Source organism: Streptomyces sediminimaris (genome assembly GCF_047049295.1).
GTDB classification, from domain to species: domain Bacteria; phylum Actinomycetota; class Actinomycetes; order Streptomycetales; family Streptomycetaceae; genus Streptomyces; species Streptomyces sediminimaris.
Map to the genome: position 1 here is coordinate 6861990 of NZ_JBJWOT010000001.1, position 19953 is coordinate 6881942.

General features: G+C 72.0%; 15 protein-coding genes. 4 read left to right on the forward strand and 11 right to left on the reverse strand.

Annotated features, from left to right (window positions below):
* Nucleotides 1–50: 50 nt before the first annotated feature.
* Nucleotides 51–1115: a bile acid:sodium symporter family protein gene (locus ACJ9NR_RS31445; RefSeq protein ID WP_412491333.1), complete on the forward strand. Its 1065-nt coding sequence runs from the start codon at nucleotides 51–53 to the stop codon at nucleotides 1113–1115.
* Here the strand turns inward: ACJ9NR_RS31445 and ACJ9NR_RS31450 are convergent.
* On the reverse strand, nucleotides 1051–2283 hold the full coding sequence (locus tag ACJ9NR_RS31450) for a DUF5005 domain-containing protein (RefSeq protein WP_412491332.1): 1233 nt from the start codon (nucleotides 2281–2283) through the stop codon (nucleotides 1051–1053). The two genes, ACJ9NR_RS31445 and ACJ9NR_RS31450, sit on opposite strands and share 65 nt — an antisense overlap.
* A 281-nt stretch (nucleotides 2284–2564) precedes the next feature.
* Between ACJ9NR_RS31450 and ACJ9NR_RS31455 the strand changes: the two genes are divergently transcribed.
* The gene (locus ACJ9NR_RS31455; RefSeq protein WP_412491331.1) at nucleotides 2565–3089 is read left to right on the forward strand and encodes an isochorismatase family protein; all 525 of its coding nucleotides are present in this window, start codon (nucleotides 2565–2567) and stop codon (nucleotides 3087–3089) included.
* Between the two features lie 109 nt (nucleotides 3090–3198).
* On the opposite strand, the gene fdhD is transcribed toward ACJ9NR_RS31455, so the two are convergent.
* From fdhD to ACJ9NR_RS31480, 5 genes are read right to left on the reverse strand one after another with little or no spacing between them, the layout of a single operon-like run.
* Nucleotides 3199–4047 carry a formate dehydrogenase accessory sulfurtransferase FdhD gene (gene fdhD / locus ACJ9NR_RS31460; RefSeq protein ID WP_412491330.1) on the reverse strand — a complete coding sequence of 283 codons (849 nt, stop codon included), beginning with the start codon at nucleotides 4045–4047 and terminating at the stop codon, nucleotides 3199–3201.
* 8 nt (nucleotides 4048–4055) lie between these two features.
* Nucleotides 4056–4916: a 2Fe-2S iron-sulfur cluster-binding protein gene (locus tag ACJ9NR_RS31465; RefSeq protein ID WP_412491329.1), complete on the reverse strand. Its 861-nt coding sequence runs from the start codon at nucleotides 4914–4916 to the stop codon at nucleotides 4056–4058.
* On the reverse strand, nucleotides 4913–6745 hold the full coding sequence (locus ACJ9NR_RS31470) for an NADH-ubiquinone oxidoreductase-F iron-sulfur binding region domain-containing protein (RefSeq protein ID WP_412491328.1): 1833 nt from the start codon (nucleotides 6743–6745) through the stop codon (nucleotides 4913–4915). The genes ACJ9NR_RS31465 and ACJ9NR_RS31470 overlap by 4 nt, the downstream gene beginning before the upstream one ends.
* A 4-nt stretch (nucleotides 6746–6749) precedes the next feature.
* Nucleotides 6750–8669 carry a molybdopterin oxidoreductase family protein gene (locus ACJ9NR_RS31475; RefSeq protein ID WP_412491327.1) on the reverse strand — a complete coding sequence of 640 codons (1920 nt, stop codon included), beginning with the start codon at nucleotides 8667–8669 and terminating at the stop codon, nucleotides 6750–6752.
* 10 nt (nucleotides 8670–8679) lie between these two features.
* A complete protein-coding gene (locus ACJ9NR_RS31480; RefSeq protein WP_412491326.1) occupies nucleotides 8680–9651 on the reverse strand; it encodes a 2-dehydropantoate 2-reductase in 972 nt (323 codons plus the stop codon).
* Nucleotides 9652–10044: 393 nt separating this feature from the next.
* Here ACJ9NR_RS31480 and ACJ9NR_RS31485 point away from each other — a divergent pair, with 393 nt between their 5' ends.
* Together ACJ9NR_RS31485 and ACJ9NR_RS31490 are read left to right on the forward strand one after the other, a co-directional pair.
* Nucleotides 10045–10983, forward strand: coding sequence for a beta-ketoacyl-ACP synthase III (locus tag ACJ9NR_RS31485; RefSeq protein ID WP_412491325.1), 939 nt, complete (start codon nucleotides 10045–10047; stop codon nucleotides 10981–10983).
* 150 nt (nucleotides 10984–11133) lie between these two features.
* On the forward strand, nucleotides 11134–11811 hold the full coding sequence (locus ACJ9NR_RS31490; RefSeq protein WP_412491324.1) for a GntR family transcriptional regulator: 678 nt from the start codon (nucleotides 11134–11136) through the stop codon (nucleotides 11809–11811).
* Between the two features lie 110 nt (nucleotides 11812–11921).
* On the opposite strand, the gene ACJ9NR_RS31495 is transcribed toward ACJ9NR_RS31490, so the two are convergent.
* From ACJ9NR_RS31495 to ACJ9NR_RS31515, 5 genes are all read right to left on the reverse strand, one after another.
* Nucleotides 11922–13328, reverse strand: a complete 1407-nt coding sequence (locus ACJ9NR_RS31495; protein WP_412491323.1) for an OFA family MFS transporter — start codon at nucleotides 13326–13328, stop codon at nucleotides 11922–11924.
* Entirely contained in the window at nucleotides 13325–14704 is a 1380-nt protein-coding gene (locus ACJ9NR_RS31500) for an MFS transporter (protein WP_412491322.1), read from the reverse strand. The genes ACJ9NR_RS31495 and ACJ9NR_RS31500 overlap by 4 nt, the downstream gene beginning before the upstream one ends.
* A gap of 122 nt (nucleotides 14705–14826) precedes the next feature.
* On the reverse strand, nucleotides 14827–16971 hold the full coding sequence (locus ACJ9NR_RS31505) for an acetate--CoA ligase family protein (RefSeq protein ID WP_412491869.1): 2145 nt from the start codon (nucleotides 16969–16971) through the stop codon (nucleotides 14827–14829).
* 4 nt (nucleotides 16972–16975) lie between these two features.
* A complete protein-coding gene (frc, locus tag ACJ9NR_RS31510; RefSeq protein ID WP_412491868.1) occupies nucleotides 16976–18220 on the reverse strand; it encodes a formyl-CoA transferase in 1245 nt (414 codons plus the stop codon).
* Between the two features lie 24 nt (nucleotides 18221–18244).
* Nucleotides 18245–19927 (reverse strand): thiamine pyrophosphate-binding protein, encoded by a 1683-nt coding sequence (locus ACJ9NR_RS31515; protein ID WP_412491321.1) that lies wholly within the window; start codon nucleotides 19925–19927, stop codon nucleotides 18245–18247.
* Between the last annotated feature and the right edge of the window lie 26 nt (nucleotides 19928–19953).

Below are 19953 nucleotides of genomic sequence, written 5' to 3' on the forward strand. Positions count from 1 at the left end.
GGGGGCCCTCCGGCCCCGGACCGATGACAGCGAGCAGCAAGTGGAGCACCGTGAAACGCCTGCGATGGCCGAGCTGGATGCCGATCGACCCCTACATCCTGCTGCTGCTCGGGACGGTGGGGCTCGCGGCCCTGCTCCCCGCGCGCGGGACGGGGGCCGACGTCGCCTCGGGCGCCTCCACGGCCGCGATCGCCTTCCTGTTCTTCCTGTACGGCGCCCGGCTGTCCACCCGTGAGGCGCTCGACGGACTCCGGCACTGGCGGCTGCACGTCACCGTGCTCGCGTCCACCTTCGTGATCTTCCCGCTGCTGGGCCTCGCCGCCCGCGGCCTCGTCCCGGTGCTGCTGAACCAGCCGCTCTACCAGGGCCTGCTCTTCCTCACCCTGGTGCCGTCGACCATCCAGTCGTCGATCGCCTTCACCTCGATCGCCCGCGGGAACGTGCCCGCCGCGATCTGCGCGGGTTCCTTCTCCTCCCTGGTCGGCATCGTCGTCACACCGCTCCTCGCGGCCGCCGTGCTCGGCAGCAGCGCGGGCGGGTTCTCCGCCGACTCGCTCGTGCAGATCGTGCTCCAGCTGCTGGTGCCGTTCGTCGCCGGGCAGGTGCTGCGCCGCTGGATCGGCGGCTTCGTGGCCCGGCACCGCAAGGTCCTCGGCCTGGTCGACCGCGGCTCCATCCTGCTCGTCGTCTACGCGGCGTTCAGCGAGGGCATGGTCAGGGGCATCTGGCACCAGGTCGGCGCGGCCCGGCTCGGCGGCCTGCTGGTGGTGGAGGCCGCCCTGCTCGCCGTGATGCTGGCCCTGACCTGGTACGGCGCGAAGGCCCTCCGCTTCGGCCGCGAGGACCGCATCGCCATCCAGTTCGCCGGCTCCAAGAAGTCCCTGGCCTCCGGGCTGCCCATGGCGAGCGTCCTGTTCGGCGCGCACGCCTCGCTGGCGGTGCTGCCGCTGATGCTCTTCCACCAGATGCAGCTGATGGTGTGCGCGGTGATCGCCAAGCGCCGTGCGCGGGACCCCGGCGCGTCCGGGCCCGGCGGCGAGGGCGCCCCCCTCACCCCGCGCGAGTCAGCCGCACCGTCACGAACCGCGGTCGGTACAGCGCCACGTCCGCGTTGATGCTCGCGGACGCACCGGTCGTCTCCAGCCAGTTGACGTCGTAACTGAGCACCAGCCGCCCGCCGCCGCCCGCGCCGGAGGCGCTGTCCGGCACAGCGGGGTGCGCCTGCGGGTTGTACGCGGCCACCCCGGCCGTCGGCAGCCGCGGGCTGAAGTCCTTCGCCGGGCCGTGCCACGGCCCGGTGGGGGAGCAGGCCCAGTAGGAGGTCACGGTGGTCAGCCCCGCCGTGCCCGAGGCCATCGTGAACAGCACGTAGGTGCCGTCCACCGGCACCACGGAGAAGGCACTGCCCACCTTCGCACCGGCCAGCGCCCGCGGCCGGAGACCCCAGCGGGAGCCGTCCCAGTACCGCCAGGCGGCCGGCTCGCCGAGCCGCCCCTCGGGCACCCGCGCGACGTACGCCGAGGAGGCGGACCGGGACGCCGTCCACCCGTCGTCCCCGCCGAACACATACGTCCAGCCGTCCTTCCCCACCAGCGTGGTGCCGAACAGCACGCGCCGGGAGGGATCGGGCACCAGGCTCTGGTCGAGCACCTTCACGACCGACTCCACCCGCAGGCCGGGCAGCGAGAGCGTGGCCACCTCGGTGGCGGTGGGCACGCCGTAGATCCACGGGGACCGCCCGGCCGTGCGCACCCACAGCAGCACCCGCACGACCTTCTCGGAGGAGCCGGGTGAGCGGGGTTCCACCCGGGCGGCGACCGGCCAGCGCCACTGGCCCGGCGCGGGGTCGGGGAAGAGCGGGGCGGGCAGCGTGGTCCGCAGCCGGCCCTCGCCGTCCATCACCACGCCCGAGTTGCGCACCAGCGGGGCGGTCGCGTCCCGCCAGGCGGACGACTCTCCCACCGGGTCGGGCGGGCCGTGGACCCGGCCGAGGTAGGTGTCGGAGAACAGCCACAGCACCCGGCCGTCCGGCAGCCGCACCGAGTGGGTGCCGTCACCGCCGGTCCAGTCGTCGGTGCGGGCGGCGTCGTCGCCGTAGCGGGCGAACTCTCCGGTCAGGCGCTGGTCGGCGGACCAGGAGGCGACCTCGCGCGGTGCGCAGCCGCCGCCCTGCCGGCCGGGGTGGTCCGGGAGGGCGGTGAGCAGCACGGCCCCGAGAACCAGGGCCAGCAGCAGGCCGAGGCCGGTTCCCGTCCGCTGTCGTGCTCGTGCGTCCTCGGGCACGCACGGGACGTTAGCGGCCGCCGCGCACCCGGTCCATGGGCGGTCATGCCCCGTCCGGCGTCCGGGCCACCGGGGCCGGTCGCACCCCTGCCGAGCCCACGACGGCCGTGCGCCTGATCGGTGTGTGGTCCCCCTCGGTCCCCCTCGCTCCCTCCCCCGGTCTCCCCTCGGTTCCTCCCTCGGCCCCCGGCGGGCCCCCGCGGGCCCCGGACGTGACCGGTTCATGGGCCTGTTGATCCGGATCCCGGGCACGGAGGGCTGACGGCGGATAACGTTCCGTCATGACCGCACCCCTCGCCCTCGACCCCGCGCGCACCGCCCTCGTCCTCGTCGACCTGATGGAGCGGATCGTCGCGCTGCCCCTGGAGCCCCGCAAGGGCACCGAAGTCCTCCGGGCCGCCGAGGAGCTGGCGGCCGCCTTCCGTGCGGCGGGCGCGCCCGTCGTCCTGGTCCGCGTGGAACGCGGTGGCGTGGCCGAGCAGCCGCCCGGAAGCGGACTCGTCGCCGGACTGGCCCGGGACGGCGACCTGGAGGTCGTGAAGCGGACCATCGGCGCCTTCCAGGGCACCGGTCTGGACGAGCGGCTGCGCGAACGCGGCGTCCGCACGCTCGTGTTCGGCGGCGTCGCCACCAACCTCGGCGTCGAATCCACCGCGCGCGCCGCCGGCGACCTCGGCTACGACCTGGTCTTCGTCGAGGACGCCATGTCGGCCTTCACCGCCGCCGAGCACGAGGCGTCCGTGCGGCTGGACTTTCCGCGGCTGGGGACGGTGGTGACGGCGCGGGAGGTCCGGTTCGTGGCATGAGCGGCGGACGCCGCGGACCGCCACCTCCCGGATCTGAGGCGGGGCCCCTGCGGCGCAGGGGGCGCTCCCCGCCGGCCGGGGCCCCGCCGCCGTGTCGCGGGGAGGCGACTCACCCCTGGGCGGCCGCGGTCCGCAGGGCGATGCGGTCCTCGCCCGCGTACACGTTCATGGAGCTGCCCCGCAGGAATCCCACCAGGGTCAGCCCGGTCTCCGCCGCCAGGTCGACGGCCAGCGAGGACGGCGCCGAGACGGCCGCCAGGACCGGGATCCCGGCCATGACCGCCTTCTGCGCCAGCTCGAAGGAGGCCCGGCCGGAGACCAGCAGGACCGCCCGGGACAGCGGCAGGTGCCCGTTCTGCAGGGCCCGCCCGACCAGTTTGTCGACCGCGTTGTGCCGGCCCACGTCCTCCCGTATGTCCAGCAGCTCGCCCTCCCCGGAGAACAGAGCCGCCGCGTGCAGGCCCCCGGTCCGGTCGAAGACCCGCTGGGCCGTCCGCAGCCGGTCGGGGAGGCTCGCGAGCAGCTCGGGCTCGAGGCGGACCGGGGGAGTGTCGGCGATCGGCCAGCGGGCCGTGGTGCGGACCGCGTCCAGGCTCGCCTTGCCGCACAGGCCGCAGGACGAGGTCGTGTAGACGTTCCGCTCGAGGGTGATGTCGGGGATCGCCACACCCGCAGCGGTCTTCACGTCCACCACGTTGTAGGTGTTCTGGCCGTCGGCCGTGGCGCCCGCGCAGTACACGATGTTCTGCAGGTCCGACCGCTCGGCCAGCACCCCCTCGCTCACCAGGAAACCCGCGGCCAGGGCGAAGTCGTCGCCGGGGGTGCGCATGGTGATCGCCAGCGGCCTGCCGTTCAGCCTGATCTCCAGGGGCTCCTCGGCGACGAGCGTGTCCGGGCGGGTGGAGACCGCCCCGTCCCGGATGCGGATCACCTTGCGTCGTTCCGTGACTCGTCCCATGTCGTGCCTCAGTCCCGGTTCTGTACGTGCTGGTAGCCGAAGCGGCCCTTGATGCAGAGGTTGCCGTGGGTCACCGGGTTGTCGTGCGGGGAGGTGACCTTGACGATCTCATTGTCCTGCACATGGAGCGTGAGGTTGCAGCCCACACCGCAGTACGCGCAGATGGTCGTCGTCCGCGTCTGGGCCGACGCGTCCCAGGTACCCGCCGCGCGCATGTCGAACTCCGACTTGAACGACAGCGCCCCGGTGGGGCACACCTCGATGCAGTTGCCGCAGTACACGCAGGCCGAGTCGGTGAGCGGGGCGTCCTGCTCCACGGCGATCCGCGCGTCGAAACCGCGCCCGGAGACCGAGATCGCGAACGTGTTCTGCCACTGGTCGCCGCAGGCGTCCACGCACTTGTAGCAGAGGATGCACTTGTCGTAGTCACGCACGTACAGGTCGTTGTCGATCCTCGGTTCCTCGTCGAGGCGGGCCGCGTCCGGGCCGAAGCGGTCCGGCTTCGCCTCGTACTCCTTGATCCAGTCCGCGACCTGCGGAGTCGTCGACAGGTCGACCGAGGAGGCGAGGAGCTCGAGGACGATCTTGCGGCTGTGCCGGACCCGCTCGGTGCCGGTCCTCACCTCCATGCCGGGCTCCGCCTTGCGGGAGCAGGCCGGGACCAGGGTCCGGGACCCCTCCACCTCGACGACGCAGAGGCGGCAGGCGTTCTTGGGCCGCAGCGTGTCCCCCTCGCAGAGGGTCGGGACGTCCTTGCCCGCGGCCCGGCAGGCGTCGAGGACCGTCGCCCCCTCGGGCGCGCGCACGGCCTCTCCGTCGATGGTGAACTCCAGCAGCCGGCGCGGGATCCCCAGCGGTGTCACGGTCATTCGTACGCCCCCAGACGGTCGATGGCGGATTCCACGGCGTTCCACGCGGTCTGTCCCAGACCGCAGATCGAGGCGTCCCGCATCGCGCGGCCGACCTCTCTGAGCAGGGCGATGTCCTCGGCGGCGGCCGCGCCCGTGCGCTCCACGATCCGGTGCAGCGCCTCCTCCTGCCGCACGGTCCCGACCCGGCAGGGCACGCACTGCCCGCACGACTCGTCGCGGAAGAACTCCGCGATGCGCAGCAGCAGCCGGGGCAGGGGAACGGTGTCGTCGAAGGCCATCACCACGCCCGAACCGAGCGTGGTGCCCGCCTCGCGGGTGCCTTCGAAGGTGAGCGGGATGCCGAGTTCGTCGGCCCGTACGAAGCCGCCCGCGGCCCCGCCCAGCAGCACGGCCCGCAGCCCCGGGCGCACCCCGGCCAGGTCCAGCAGCTCGCCCAGGGTGGCGCCGAACGGCAGCTCGTAGATCCCGGGCCGTGCCACGCTGCCCGAGACGCAGAACAGCTTCGGGCCCGTCGACCGCCCGGTGCCGATCGCCGCGTACGCCTGGGCACCCATGGTCAGCACCGGCAGGACGTTGACCAGCGTCTCCACGTTGTTCTCGACCGTCGGCCGGCCGAACAGGCCCTTCTCCACCGGGAAGGGCGGCTTGGAGCGCGGTTCGCCCCGGTGGCCCTCGATGGAGTTGAACAGGGCCGTCTCCTCGCCGCAGATGTAGGCGCCGGCGCCGCGCCGGATCTCGATGTCGAAGGCGTAGCCCTGGCCGAGGACGTCCTCGCCGAGGAAGCCGCGCGCGCGGGCCTGCGCGATCGCGTGCTCCATGCGTTCGAGGGCGCGCGGGTACTCGCCGCGCAGATAGACGTACCCCCGGTGCGCGCCGGTCGCGTACGCCGCGATCGTCATCGCCTCCACCAGCGCGTACGGGTCGCCCTCCATGATCACGCGGTCCTTGAAGGTGCCCGGCTCGGACTCGTCGGCGTTGCACACCAGGTAGTGCGGGTGGTCCGGCTGCGACGCCGTGGCCTGCCACTTGCGGCCGGTGGGGAAGGCGGCGCCGCCGCGCCCGACCAGGCCGGAGTCGGTCACCTCGCGGATGACCCCGGCGGGGCCGAGCTCGAAGGCCCGGCGCAGGGCGGCGTAACCGCCGTGGGAGCGGTAGTCGTCCAGCGACGCGGGGTCCACGACGCCGACGCGGCGCAGCAGGCTCAGCGCGGGGTCCCCGGCCTGGGGCACCGCCATCGCGGCCGGCGGTTCCTCGGGCGCCGAGCCGGGCGAGGTCGCCGCGAGGACGGCCGCCTCGGCCGTCGCGGGCGCCGACACCGCCGTCCGCACCGGGTCCCCGGCCCTGACCGCGAGCGCCGCCGGCGCCCGCTCGCACAGGCCGAGGCAGGGGCTGCGCTCGACGTGCACACCGCTGCCGGGCCCGAGCCGGGACTCCACGCCCTCGCACAGCATGGAAGCCCCGGCCGCCGCGCACGCGAGGTCGGTGCAGACGCGCAGCACGGTGGCCGGACGCGGCTTCACCGAGAACAGGGCGTAGAAGGTGGCGACGCCGTACGCCTCCGCCGGCGGCACGGTCAGCCGCCGGCACAGGTAGTCGAGGGCGCCCTCGCTGATCCAGCCGACCCGGTCGTTGATCGCGTGCAGCCCCGGCAGCAGCAGCTCGCGCCGGTCCCTGGCCTCCCGGCCGCCGCGCGCCCACCTGAGGTCGGCGGCCCTCATCTCGTCGCGGGCGGCGCCCTCCCAGGAGGACTGAGCGGGACCGAGCAGTGCGTCGACGGCCGCCCGTTCCTCGTCCGTCGGCTTGCTGTCACCGAAGTGCAGATCCACCAGGTCACCTCACGATGGTCGCGACGGGAAGCTTCTCGATCCGGATGGCCGACGCCTTGAACTCCGCCGTCCCGGCGATCGGGCAGTTGGCCTCGATCGTCAGGCTGTTGGTGTCCACCTCGTCGGGGAAGTGCATGGTCATGAAGGCGAGCCCGGGCCGCAGCGCCGGCTCGACCCACACCGGGGCCACGACCGCGCCCCGCCGGGAGGAGACCCGTACCTCCTCGCCCACGACGACCCCGTAGCGCTCGGCGTCCTCCGGGCTCAGCTCGACGTACTCGCCGCGCCGCAGCGGAGAGGCGAAACCGCCGCTCTGCACACCGGTGTTGTAGGAGTCCAGGCGCCGCCCGGTGGTCAGCCGGACCGGGTACTCCTCGTCCGTCAGGTCGACCGGCGGGTCGTGCTGGACCAGCCCGAACGGCGCCGGCAGGCCGCGCCGTTCGGGGTCCTTCTCCCACAACCGGCCGTGCAGATAGGTCGGTTCGAGTTCCTCGGTGCTCGGGCACGGCCACTGGATGCCCTGGAGCTCCTCCAGCCGGTCGTACGTCATGCCGTAGTGGTCGGGGGAGACGGACCTGAGCTCGTTCCAGACGGCCTCGGAGCCGGCGTACTTCCAGTCGTGGCCGAGGCGGGCGGCGATCTCGCAGATGATGTCCACGTCCTCGCGGGCCTCGCCGGGCGGGTCGACCGCCTTGCGCACCCGCTGCACCCGCCGCTCGCTGCTGGTGGTCGTGCCGTCGGTCTCCGCCCAGCCGGCGGTGGCGGGCAGCACGACGTCCGCCAGCTCGGCCGTCCTGGTGAGGAAGATGTCCTGCACCACCAGGAAGTCGAGCTGCCGCATACGGCGCACCGCCTGCTCGCTGTCGGCCTCCGACTGCGCGGGGTTCTCGCCGACGCAGTACACGGCCCTCACCGAGCCGTCCTCCATCGCCTCGAACATCTCCGTCAGGTTCAGCCCGTAGTGGGGCTGGATGACGGTGTCCCAGGCCGACTCGAACTTGTGCCGGGTGCCGGGGTCGAGGATGTCCTGGAAGCCCGGCAGGCGGTTGGGGATCGCGCCCATGTCACCGCCGCCCTGCACGTTGTTCTGGCCGCGCAGCGGCTGCAGCCCGGCGCCGTAGCGGCCCACGTGGCCGGTCAGCAGCGACAGGTTGATCAGCGCGCGGACGTTGTCCGTGCCGTTGTGGTGCTCGGTGATGCCGAGGGTCCAGCACAGCTGGGCGCGCTCGGCGCGGGCGTAGGCGTGCGCGAGTTCCCTGATGGCCTTCGCGGGTACGCCCGTCACCTTCTCGGCCAGCGAGAGCGTCCACGGCTCGACGAGCTTCCTGTACTCCTCGTAGCCGGTGGTGGCCCGCTCGATGAACGCCTCGTTGGCCAGGCCCGCGTGGATGATCTCGCGGGCGACGGCGTGCGCCATCGGGATGTCGGTGCCGACGTTGAGGCCGAGCCAGCTCTCCGCCCACTCGGCGGTGGAGGTGCGGCGCGGGTCGACGGCGTACATCCGGGCGCCGTTCCTGATGCCCTTCAGCACGTGCTGGAAGAAGATCGGGTGCGCGAAGCGGGCGTTGGAGCCCCACATCACGATGACGTCCGTGTGCTCGATCTCCTCGTAGGAGGAGGTCCCGCCGCCGGAGCCGAAGGCGGCCGACAGGCCCGCGACGCTCGGGGCGTGGCAGGTGCGGTTGCAGGAGTCGACGTTGTTGGTGCCCATGACGACCCGCGCGAACTTCTGCGCCACGTAGTTCATCTCGTTGGTGGCGCGGGCGCAGGCGAACATGCCGAACGCGCCGCGGTTGCGTTCCAGGCCCCGGGCCACCCGGTCCAGGGCCTCCTCCCAGGTGGCCCGCCGGAACGGCTCCTCGCGGGAGTCCCGGACGAGCGGGTGGGTCAGTCGGGTGTAGGTCTTCGGTTGCCGCTTCCTCATACGGGACTCCTCATGCGGCGCTCCTCAGCGCGAGCAGGTCCGAGATGGCGTGCACGGTGCGCAGGGTGGGCACGTCGACGCCGGTGATCTCCGCCAGCTCGACGACGGCGGCCAGCAGTACGTCGAGTTCGAGCGGTTTGCCGCGCTCCAGGTCCTGGAGCGTGGAGGTGCGGTGGTCGCCGACCTTCTCGGCGCCCGCGAGCCGGCGTTCGATGGAGATGCCGACCTCGCAGCCGAGGGCCTCGGCGACGGCGAGCGTCTCGGCCATCATCGTCTCGATGACCTTGCGGGTGCCGCCGTGCAGGCACATCTGCCGCATGGTGGCGCGGGCCAGCGCGCTGATCGGGTTGAAGGAGATGTTGCCGAGCAGCTTGAGCCATATGTCGTTGCGCAGGTCCGGCTCCACCGGGCACTTCAGGCCGCCGGCGACCATGGCCTCACTGAACCTCGTGCAGCGCTTGGACACGCTGCGGTCGGGTTCGCCGACGGAGAACCGGGTGCCTTCCAAGTGCCGTACGACACCCGGCCGTTCGAGCTCGGTCGCCGCGTAGACGACGCATCCGACGGCCCGTTCGGGCGCGAGCACCGCACTGACCGCGCCGCCGGGGTCCACGCTTTCGACGCGGTGGCCGTCGTGGGGGCCGCCGTGCCGGTGGAAGTACCACCAGGGGATGCCGTTCTGGGCGGCGACCACCGCCGTGCGGTCGTGCAGCAGCGGCTCGATCAGCGGCCCGCACGCCGCGTACGAGTTGGCCTTCAGACCGAGGAAGACACAGTCGACCGGGCCGATCTCGGCCGGGTCGTCGGTGGCGTGGGCGCGCGCGGTGAAGTCGCCGCGCGGGCTGAGCACCCGTACTCCGTGCTGCCTCATGGCCGTCAGGTTCGGTCCACGGGCGACGAGATGGACGTCGGCGCCGGCGCGATGGAGCGCGGCTCCGACGTAGGCGCCGATCGCACCGGCGCCGAGGACTGCGACTTTCATGACGAGGGAGCTCCGTTCGGTTCGAGGGGATACCGCGGAGGTGGCACACTGCCGAGCTTCGTCGACTGAATATTGTCTACAGTATGGTGTTGAGGGCGGCAAGGGGTCGCGCACGCTTTGGAAAACCGGTCGGTCCGACCGTTCGTCGCGGCACGCATGCCGTATCTCGCGCCCGCCCCCGCATCCCCGCCCCCGGGGAGTCTCCACGAGCCGGTCCGGAAGGCGGCGCGGCTGTTCACCGGGTGACCGTCCGGTGGGCGCTCGGGCGTCCGGGAGTCTGACAGAAGCCGACAACCCGGACGCCGTAATCCTGTCCGCTCGCCTGCCGTCGTACCCGTGAGTCACTGATCAGACTGGTGGATCCGCAACCCGAGGCAACAGGGGGATCACCGCATGATCGGCTCGCGCATCGCCGCCGTCGGCCACTACCAGCCCGCCAGGGTGCTCACCAACGAGGACCTGGCGGACATGGTCGACACCAGTGACGCGTGGATCACGTCACGGGTCGGCATCCGCACGCGCCACATCGCCGGGCCCGACGAGCCGGTCGACGAGCTGGCCGCCCACGCCGCCGCCAAGGCCCTCGCCGCGGCGGGCCTGGCGCCGGGCGACATCGACCTGGTGCTGGTCGCCACCTCGACGGCCGTCGACCGCTCGCCCAACATGGCCGCCCGGGTCGCCGCCCGGCTCGGCATCCCCTCGCCCGCCGCGATGGACGTCAACGTCGTGTGCGCCGGGTTCACCCACGCCCTGGCCACCGCGGACCACGCGGTGCGGGCGGGTGCCTCGGCCCGCGCGCTGGTCATCGGCGCCGACAAGATGTCCGACGTGACCGACTGGAGCGACCGCACCACCTGCGTGCTCGTCGGTGACGGCGCGGGGGCGGCCGTCGTCGAGGCGTCGCCGGACGCGGGCGTCGGCCCGGTGCTGTGGGGATCGGTGCCGGAGATGGGTCACGCCGTGCGGATCGAGGGGAGCCCGGCGCGGTTCGCCCAGGAGGGCCAGAGCGTCTACCGCTGGGCGACCACGCAGCTGCCGCCCATCGCCCGCCGGGCCTGCGAGCGCGCCGGGCTCGCGCCCGAGGACCTCGCCGGAGTCGTGCTGCACCAGGCGAACCTGCGCATCATCGAGCCCCTCGCCGAGAAGCTGGGCGCCGTCAACGCCGTCGTCGCGCGGGACGTCGCCGAGTCCGGGAACACCTCGGCCGCGAGCATTCCGCTCGCCTTCTCCAAGCTGGCCGAGCGGGGCGCGATCTCCTCCGGCGACCCGGTCCTGCTCTTCGGCTTCGGTGGCAACCTCTCCTACGCCGGGCAGGTCGTCCGCTGCCCGTGACCTGCGCCTACGGCGGAGTGTGACACAGCCGACTCCGTCCCCGACTCCCCACCGGACCGACCCTGTGCGCCGTAGACTGTAGACGAAAGACAATCCATACTGGCTTTCCGGCCGCAGGCTGCTCGTGCCGCCAAGGAGGGGGACCGACCGATGTTGTCGACAGGACTGCCGCAGGGCGCGGTACCCAAGCTCGAACGGCCCGGCCCGCTGCGCGACCGCGTCTACGAGGCGCTGCTGGAACTCATCACCACGCGCGCCCTGCAGCCCGGCCAGCACCTCGTCGAGAGCGAACTCGCGGGCCACCTCGGCGTCTCCCGGCAGCCGGTGCGGGAGGCGCTGCAGCGGCTGAACACCGAGGGCTGGGTCGACCTGCGGCCCGCCCAGGGCGCGTTCGTGCACGAGCCCACGCAGGAGGAGGCCGACCAGCTCCTCACCGTCCGTACGCTGCTGGAGGCGGAGGCGGCCCGGCTCGCCGCGGCCAACGCGAACGCCGCGGGCATCAAGGCCCTGGAGGACCTGTGCGCGGAGGGCGAGCAGGCCGTCGCCGCCGACGACGTGGACGCGGCCGTCGGCACGAACGCCCGCTTCCACGCCAAGATCATGGAACTGGCCGGAAACGCCGTGCTCTCGGAGCTGGCGGCCCAGGTGGACCGCCGGGTGCGCTGGTACTACACGCCGATCGCCCGGCAGCGCGGCAGCCAGTCCTGGATCGAGCACCGCGCGCTGATCGCCGCGATCGTGGAGCGGGACGAGCAGCGCGCCACCCGGCTGATGCGCGAGCACACGGAGCACACCCGGCGGTCGTACCACGAGCGGGCGGCGTCGTAGCCGGCCGCCGGCCGCCCGCCGTGTGGCCGTGGCGGGCGGACCGGCGCAGACGTGCGCGGGGCGCAGGCCCTTCCCGCGTCCGGGGAGGGCCTGCGCACCCGCGCGTGCCGTCAGCTCGCGGGCTGCGGCCGCGCGGTCACCGCGTCCCGGCCGTCGCGCCCGGGCTGGCGCAGCATCAGCGCGATCGCCGCGGCGACCATCGAGACGCCGCCGGCCAGGGCGTACGCCCCGTTGTAGCCCCAGGCCGCGACCACCATGGAGCCGAGGCCGCCGCCGAACAGGCCGCTGACCAGCTTGCCGCTGTAGACGAGCCCGTAGTTGGTGGCGTTGTAGTTCTCGCCGAAGTAGTCCGGGGTGAGGGCGGCGAACATCGGGTAGAAGGCGCCGCCGCCGAAGCCGGAGAGGAAGGCGAAGAACAGGAACAGCCACTCGTTCTTGATGTCACCGGCCCAGATGACACCGAACTGGGCGAGGCCGAGGACCACGATGACGAACACCAGCGACGTCTTGCGCCCCCACAGGTCCGACAGCCAGCCGATGACGGCACGCCCCACACCGTTGATGACGGCCATGACGCCCATCGAGGAGGCGGCGACCAGCGGCCCGAAGCCGGCCTCCTTGGCGAAGTCGACCTGGAAGGAGATGCCGAAGATCGACACGCCGGCGCTCGCCACCATGGTGATCCACATCAGCGGCAGCATGCCGGTCCTGATGGCCTCCTTCGGCGTGAACTGCCGTACGGCCGGCGGGTTCTTGGCCAGGCTGGCCGCGCTCTTGCTGTTGCCGGAGTAGGACAGCGGGTCGATGTCCGCGGGCCACCAGTTCTTCGGCGGGTCCTTGAAGAAGAAGGCGCAGACGGCCACGACGATCAGCACGTAGACGCCGATCAGGTCGAGCACCTCGTTGTAGTTCCCGGTGTCGAAGGCGTAGTTGAAGATGAAGATGAACGGCAGCGAGCCGTAGGCGAAGCCGCCGTTGACGAAGCCGGTCTTGGCGCCGCGCCGTTCGGGGAACCACTTGCCGACCATGTTGATGGAGGTGGCGTAGATCAGTCCCGAACCCAGCCCGCCGACGACGCCGAAGCCGACGATGGCCAGCAGCACGCTGTCGAGGTGCGACAGGGCCAGGAAGCCGAGCAGGCACATCGCCGCGCCGGTGAACATGGCCCGGCGTGCGGTGAGGATGCCGCGCTCGCGCAGCCAGCCGGCCGGGAAGGCGATGCCCGCCTGGAAGAACACCCAGACGCTGAGGATCCAGAAGGTGTTGCTCTGCGTCCAGCCGTGCGCCGAGGACAGGGTGTCCTCCGCGGAGCCGTAGGCGTACTCGGAGACGCTGATCGCCATCATGGCGATCCACGGCAGGTACACCATCAGCTTGCGGGAGTGGCCGAGGATGTCCTTGTCGGTCTCGCCGACGCGGTAGACACGGCCGTGGGAGTCTGTGACTTCTCGGTAGGGACGGTGTGCGGCGCCGGATTCTGCCGACGAACTGCCTGTTGCCATCGGGTCCGCGGTCATGTCAGGGACATCTCCTCGCCGAGCGGGTGCGGGTTGGGGACGATGCGCCGGGCGTTGGGCCTGCCCGGGGATTTCAGGAAGAGGGCCGGTACTGCGGAGGCCAGGCCGACGGAGCCGGCCAGGACGAAAGCGCCGTGGGAGGCCCACGAGCCGACGGCGAGCGCGGCTGCGCCCGCGGCGGCGAGCCCGGCGACCAGCGCCGAGCCGTGGAGCAGGCCGTGGACGGCGGCGTTGTTGTTCTCACCGAAGTGGTCCGCCGTCATCGCCGCGAACAGCGGGAGGACCGCCCCGCCGCCGAGACCGGAGACGACGCAGCAGACCAGGAGGAGCGCCGTGCCGCCCGCCCGGCCGGAGAGCAGCAGGCCGAACTGGGCCGTGCCGAGGACGACGCAGACGGTGACGAGCGTGTTGCGGCGCCCCCAGACGTCGGAGACCCCGCCGGCGGCGACGCTCCCGGTGCCGTACCCGAGGACCGTCAGGGCCGTCGCCGTGGCCACGGACCCGCCTGCGAAGCCCGGACCGTCGCCGAACGGCACCAGGACGGCGATGGCGTGGACGGCGACGCCGGCCGTGCACAGCAGGCAGAGCCACATCATCCACAGGACGGGTGTGCGGGCGGCCTCCCGCACGCTGTACTGCCTGACCGCCGGCGGGTTCTTCCGCAGGGCCCGACGGGTCCTCGGGCCGCCGGTGAGCCGGAGCGGATCCACATGGGCCGGCCACCAGTCCTTCGGCGGGTCCTGGAGGAACCGGCCCACCGCGGCGACCATCAGGCACAGCCCGATGCCCGCGACCGCGTACCCGGACCGGTAGGGGCCCGCGGCCGGCAGCAGGACGAAGGCCACGGCCCCGAAGGCCGGAGCCCCGCCGACGATGCCCGTCCCGAGGCCCTTGCGCTCCGGATACCACTTGGCGGTCGCGTTCAGGCAGGTCGCCTGGACCAGACCCGCGCCGATGCCGCCCAGGACGCCGAAACCGGCCTCGGAGACCGCCGGGTCCGGCACGAGCGCCAGCGACACGAAGCCCAGCAGCGCGCCGGCCGCGCCGAGGGACATGGCCGTACGGGCCCGGAGTCCGCCGTTCTCCCGCAGGAGTCCGGCGCGGTGGGCCGCGGCCGCCTGGAAGAACACCCAGACGCCCAGCAGCCGGAACATGTGCCCGCCGCTCCACGTGTGCGCCTGGTGGAGTGTGCCCCCCGCCGACGCGACTGCGAGTTCGGCGGAGGTGATGCCCATCATGCCCAGCCAGGGCAGGATGACCATCGACGTGCGTGTCCGGCCCATCAGATCGACATCCGATTCGCCGATCCGGTACACGCGGCCTTTGCGGTCCGTCACCTCCCTACAGGGGACGGACGGGTAGTGGGTGGTTGTCATCTGCTCAGTGCCCCTTGCGTCGAAAGCTCTGGCCAGCGCCCCCTGTCCAATGCGTTTCGCGTGCGCACGGGTCCCGGGGGCCGGCCGGCCGCACTGCCGGCCGGCCCCGCGTCTCGCTCACCTCATGAACCGCCCCCCAACAGCCCCGCCGCACGTGCCCACCGGTACTTCGCGCCGAGCACGGCCACCGGCTTCTCGGTCGTGTACGGGTAGGCCACCACCCCGCGCTCGTAGAGGTACTGGCAGGCCTCCTCGACCTCGACGTCGCCCGCGAGCGAGGCCACCACGGGCTTCGCGACGCCGCGCTCGCGGAACTCGGCCACCACGCGCGCGGTGAGCTCCGCGAAGACCATCGGGGGAGTGACGATGGTGTGCCAGTAGCCGAGGACCAGGGCGTGGATGCGCGGGTCCTGAAGGCCCAGCCGGATCGTCGCCTCGTACGTCGACGGCGGCTCGCCCCCGGTGATGTCGACCGGGTTGCCCGCGGCCCCGAAGGGCGGGATGAACTTCCTGAAGGCCGCGTCCAGGTCCGGCGGTATCTCCATCAGGGACAGGCCGTTGTCGGTCACCGCGTCGGACAGCAGTACGCCGCTGCCGCCGGCCCCCGTGATGATCACGACGTTGTCGCCGCGGGGCGTGGGGAGCACCGGCAACGCGCGCGCGTACTCCAGCATCTCGTTCAGCCCCGGCGCCCGGATCACCCCGGCCTGCTTCAGGATGTCGTCGTAGACGGCGTCGTCGCCCGCGAGCGCCCCGGTGTGCGAGCCGGCGGCCTTCGCGCCCGCCGCCGTACGGCCCGCCTTCAGCACCACGACCGGCTTCTTCGGCACGGTCGCGCGCGCGGCCTCGACGAAGGCCCGCCCGTCCTTGAGGTCCTCCAGGTGCATCGCGATGCACTCGGTGTGCGGGTCCTCGCCGAACCAGGTCAGCAGGTCGTCCTCGTCCAGGTCCGACTTGTTGCCGAGGCCCACGATCGCCGACACACCCGTCCTGGTGGTGCGGGCGAAGCCCAGGATGGCCATGCCGATGCCGCCGGACTGGGAGGTCAGCGCCACGCCGCCCCTGACGTCGTACGGCGTGCAGAACGTGGCGCACAGATCCTGCCACGTGGAGTAGTAGCCGTAGATGTTCGGGCCGAGGAGGCGGACGCCGTACCGCTCGGCGATCGCCACGATCTCCGCCTGGAGTTCGTGCTCGCCGGTCTCCGCGAAACCGGAGGGGATCAGCACGGCGTTGGGGATGTTCTTGCGTCCCACCTCCTCCAGGGCCGGGGCCACGAACTTGGCGGGGATGGCGAACACGGCCACATCCACCTCACCGGGAACGTCCGTGACACTCTTGTACGCCTTGCGGCCCAGAATGTCATCGGCCTTGGGGTTCACCGGATGGATCTCCCCGGGGAAGCCGCCGTCGATGAGGTTGCGCATCACCGAATTGCCGATCTTGCCCTGTTCGTTGGAGGCGCCGATCACGGCGACCGAGGAGGGCTGCATCAGGCGGCGCATCGAGGTGAGGATCTCCTCGCGCGTGTACGTCCTGCGCGGGGGCGGCTGCTTCCCGGCGAGGATCACGCGGATGTCGGCGGCGACGGCGCCCTCCGGGGTCGCGATCACCGGGTTGAGGTCGACCTCGGCGATCTCCGGGAAGTCCGCCACCAGTTGCGAGACCCGGCGGATCTGCTCGGCGATCGCCCACCGGTCCACGGCCGCGGCGCCGCGCACCCCGTGCAGGATCTCCGCCGAGCGGATCGAGTCCAGCATCGACATCGCCTCGTCCGGGCTCACGGGCGCGAGCCGGAACGTGACGTCCCCCAGGACCTCGACGAGCACCCCGCCGAGCCCGAAGGCGACGACCTTCCCGAAGGTCGGGTCGGTCACCGCGCCGACGATGACCTCCTGCCCCTGCGGCAGCAGCTCCTGGACCTGTACGCCCTCGATGCGCGCCCGGGCGTCGTACGCCCGCGCGTTCTCCACGATCTTGTGGAAGGCCGCCCGTACCGCCGCGGCGCCCTCGACGCCGACGATCACACCGCCGGCGTCGGTCTTGTGCAGGATGTCCGGCGAGACGATCTTCATCACGACCGGGCCGCCGAAGCGCGCCGCGTACGAGACGGCCTCGTCGACGTCGGTGGCCAGCTCCTCGCCCGGTACCGCGATGCCGTACGCGTCGGCGATCACCTTGCCCTCCGGCGCGGTCAGCGCGGTCCGCCCCTCGGCCCGCACGGCGTCGAGGAGCGAGCGCACCCTCAGCTCCCGGTCTTCCGCCATCACGTCAGATCACTCCGTTCGACTTGAGCAGGCGCAGCTCCTCGTCGCCGAGGCCGAGCTCGCCGACGTAGACCTCTTCGTTGTGCTCGCCGAGCAGCGGTGAACTGGTCACCTCGACGGGGGAGTCGGACAGCTTCAGCGGGCTGCCGACCGTGGTGAACTCGCCGCGCTCGGGGTGCGGCACGGTGACGACCATCTCGTTGGCGACCAGCGACCGGTCCTCGATGATCTCCTTGGTGGACAGGATCGGCCCGCACGGGATGTTGTGGGCGTTCAGCCGCTCCAGCACCTCCCACTTGGGCAGCGTCGAGGACCACTCCTCGATCAGCTGGAACATCTTGTTGAGCTTGGGCAGGCGGGCCTGCGGCGTCGCCCACTCGGGGTCGTCCGCCAGCTCCGGCCGGCCGATCAGCTCGCTGATGGGCTTCCAGCCGACGGGCTGGACGATGACGTACACGTAGTCGTTCGGCCCGCCGGGCGCGCACTTGACCGCCCAGCCCGGCTGGCCGCCGCCGGAGGCGTTCCCCGACCTGGGCACCTCGGTGCCGAAGTCCTCGTTGGGGTATTCGGCGAGCGGGCCGTGGCTCAGGCGCTGCTGATCGCGCAGCTTCACCCGGCAGAGGTTGAGCACGGCGTGCTGCATGGCGACGTTCACCCGCTGGCCGCGCCCGGTGTGCTCGCGCTGGAACAGCGCCGCGAGGATCCCCGCCACCACGTGGACGCCCGTGCCCGAGTCCCCGATCTGGGCCCCGGTCGCCATCGGCGGCCCGTCCTCGAAACCGGTGGTCGACATCGACCCGCCCATGGCCTGCGCGACCACCTCGTACGCCTTGAAGTTGGTGTACGGGCCCTCGCCGAAGCCCTTGATGGAGGCGTAGACGATCCGCGGGTTGATCTCCTGGATGCGGTCCCAGGTGAAGCCCATGCGGTCGATCGCGCCCGGCCCGAAGTTCTCGACCATGACGTCGGAGCGCCGGATGAGCTCGGTGAGGATCTCCTTGCCGCGCTCGGACTTGGTGTTGAGGGTGATGCTGCGCTTGTTGCAGTTGAGCATCGTGAAGTAGAGGGAGTCGACGTCCGGCAGATCGCGCAACTGCCCCCGCGTGATGTCTCCGGTCGGCGCCTCCAGCTTGATCACGTCCGCGCCGAGCCAGGCCAGCAACTGGGTCGCGGAGGGCCCGGACTGGACGTGGGTCATGTCGAGGACGCGGATGCCGGCGAGCGCCTTGGTCTGCTGCGCGGTCGGAATGATCTCCGTGGTCACCAGGTCACCTCACTTGTACATGGTCTGGTTCATGGTTCCGGGGGCGTACGCGTCCGGGTCGACCCAGACGTTGATCAGCGACGGCTTGCCCGACTCGCGGGCGCGCCGCAGCGCGGGGCCGATGTCGGCGGGGTCGCGGACCTCCTCGCCGTAGCCGCCCAGCATCTGCGCGAACTTGTCGTAGTGGACGTCGCCGAGGGTGTTGCCGACCCGCTCGCGCTCCTGGCCGTACTTGGCCTTCTGGCCGTAACGGATCTGGTTCATGGAGGAGTTGTTGCCGACGATGCCGACGAAGGGGAGGTCGTAGCGGACCAGGGTCTCGAAGTCCCAGCCGGTGAGCGAGAAGGCGCCGTCGCCGAAGAGGGCCACCACCTCCTTGTCGGGCCGCGCCTGCTTGGCCGCGAGCACGAAGGGCACGCCGACGCCGAGGGTGCCGAGCGGGCCCGGGTCCATCCAGTGCCCGGGGGACTTGGGCTGCACGACCTGCCCGGAGAAGGTGACGATGTCGCCGCCGTCGCCGATGTAGATCGAGTCCTCGGTGAGGAAGTCGTTGATCTCGCTGACCAGCCGGTAGGGGTGGATCGGTGAGGCGTCCGACCTCAGGCTGGGCAGCCGCTTCTCGATCGCGGTCTGCTCGGCCGCGCGCAGCTCGTCGAGCCACTCCTTGCGCTTCGCGGCCCCGCCGTTGACACGTCCGGAGGCCGCCTCGGTGACCGACTTCAGCACGAGTCCCGCGTCGCCGACGATGCCGAGGTCGATGTCGCGGTTCTTGCCGACGGTGCGGTAGTCGAGGTCGATCTGCACGACGGTCGCGTCCGGGGAGAGCCGCTTGCCGTAGCCCATGCGGAAGTCGAAGGGCGTGCCGACGATGACGATGACGTCGGCGTTCGAGAAGGCGTAGCGGCGCGACAGCTGGAAGTGGTGCGGGTCGCCGGGCGGGAGGGTGCCGCGGCCGGCGCCGTTCATGTACGCCGGGATGTTGAGGCTGCGCACGAGTTCGGTCGCCGCCTCGGTGCCGCGGGTCGTCCAGACCTGGCTGCCGAGCAGGATGGCCGGCTTCTCGGCGTGCACCAGCAGGTCGGCGAGCTTCTCGACGGCCTCGGGGTCGCCGGCCGAGCGGGTGGAGGCACGGTAGCCGCCGGCCTTCGGCACGCGCGCCTTCTCCACCGGCACCCTGGCGTCCAGCACGTCGCGCGGGATCTCCAGGAAGGAGGGGCCGGGGGCGCCGTGGTAGCACTCGCGGAACGCCATCGACACCATGTCCGCGGCGCGCGCCGTGTCCGGCACGGTCGCCGCGAACTTGGTGATCGGCGTCATCATGTCGACGTGCGGCAGGTCCTGCAGCGAGCCCATCTTGTGCTGGGTCAGGGCCCCCTGGCCGCCGATCAGCAGCATCGGTGACTCCGCGCGGAAGGCGTTGGCGACACCGGTGACGGCGTCCGTCGTCCCCGGACCCGCGGTGACCACCGCGCAGCCGGGCCTGCCGGTGAGCCGGGCGTAACCGTCGGCGGCGTGCGCGGCGACCTGCTCGTGGCGGACGTCGACGACCTCGATGCCCTCGTCGACGCAGCCGTCGTAGATGTCGATGATGTGGCCGCCGCACAACGTGTAGATGCGGTCGACCCCCTCGGCCCTGAGGGCCTTGGCCACCAGATGACCGCCGGAAATCACGTCCTGGGTGTCGTCGGGCATGGCGAAGTCCTGTCCCTTCGTAGGGG

What these genes read in the sequence shown, in the direction of transcription:
- ACJ9NR_RS31455 (WP_412491331.1), top strand. Translation starts at nt 2,565, where the DNA reads ATGACCGCACCCCTCGCCCTCGACCCCGCGCGCACCGCCCTCGTCCTC.
- fdhD (WP_412491330.1), bottom strand. Translation starts at nt 4,047, where the DNA reads ATGGGACGAGTCACGGAACGACGCAAGGTGATCCGCATCCGGGACGGG.
- ACJ9NR_RS31465 (WP_412491329.1), bottom strand. Translation starts at nt 4,916, where the DNA reads ATGACCGTGACACCGCTGGGGATCCCGCGCCGGCTGCTGGAGTTCACC.
- ACJ9NR_RS31475 (WP_412491327.1), bottom strand. Translation starts at nt 8,669, where the DNA reads ATGAGGAAGCGGCAACCGAAGACCTACACCCGACTGACCCACCCGCTC.
- ACJ9NR_RS31480 (WP_412491326.1), bottom strand. Translation starts at nt 9,651, where the DNA reads ATGAAAGTCGCAGTCCTCGGCGCCGGTGCGATCGGCGCCTACGTCGGA.
- ACJ9NR_RS31485 (WP_412491325.1), top strand. Translation starts at nt 10,045, where the DNA reads ATGATCGGCTCGCGCATCGCCGCCGTCGGCCACTACCAGCCCGCCAGG.
- ACJ9NR_RS31490 (WP_412491324.1), top strand. Translation starts at nt 11,134, where the DNA reads ATGTTGTCGACAGGACTGCCGCAGGGCGCGGTACCCAAGCTCGAACGG.
- ACJ9NR_RS31495 (WP_412491323.1), bottom strand. Translation starts at nt 13,328, where the DNA reads ATGACCGCGGACCCGATGGCAACAGGCAGTTCGTCGGCAGAATCCGGC.
- ACJ9NR_RS31500 (WP_412491322.1), bottom strand. Translation starts at nt 14,704, where the DNA reads ATGACAACCACCCACTACCCGTCCGTCCCCTGTAGGGAGGTGACGGAC.
- ACJ9NR_RS31505 (WP_412491869.1), bottom strand. Translation starts at nt 16,971, where the DNA reads ATGGCGGAAGACCGGGAGCTGAGGGTGCGCTCGCTCCTCGACGCCGTG.
- ACJ9NR_RS31515 (WP_412491321.1), bottom strand. Translation starts at nt 19,927, where the DNA reads ATGCCCGACGACACCCAGGACGTGATTTCCGGCGGTCATCTGGTGGCC.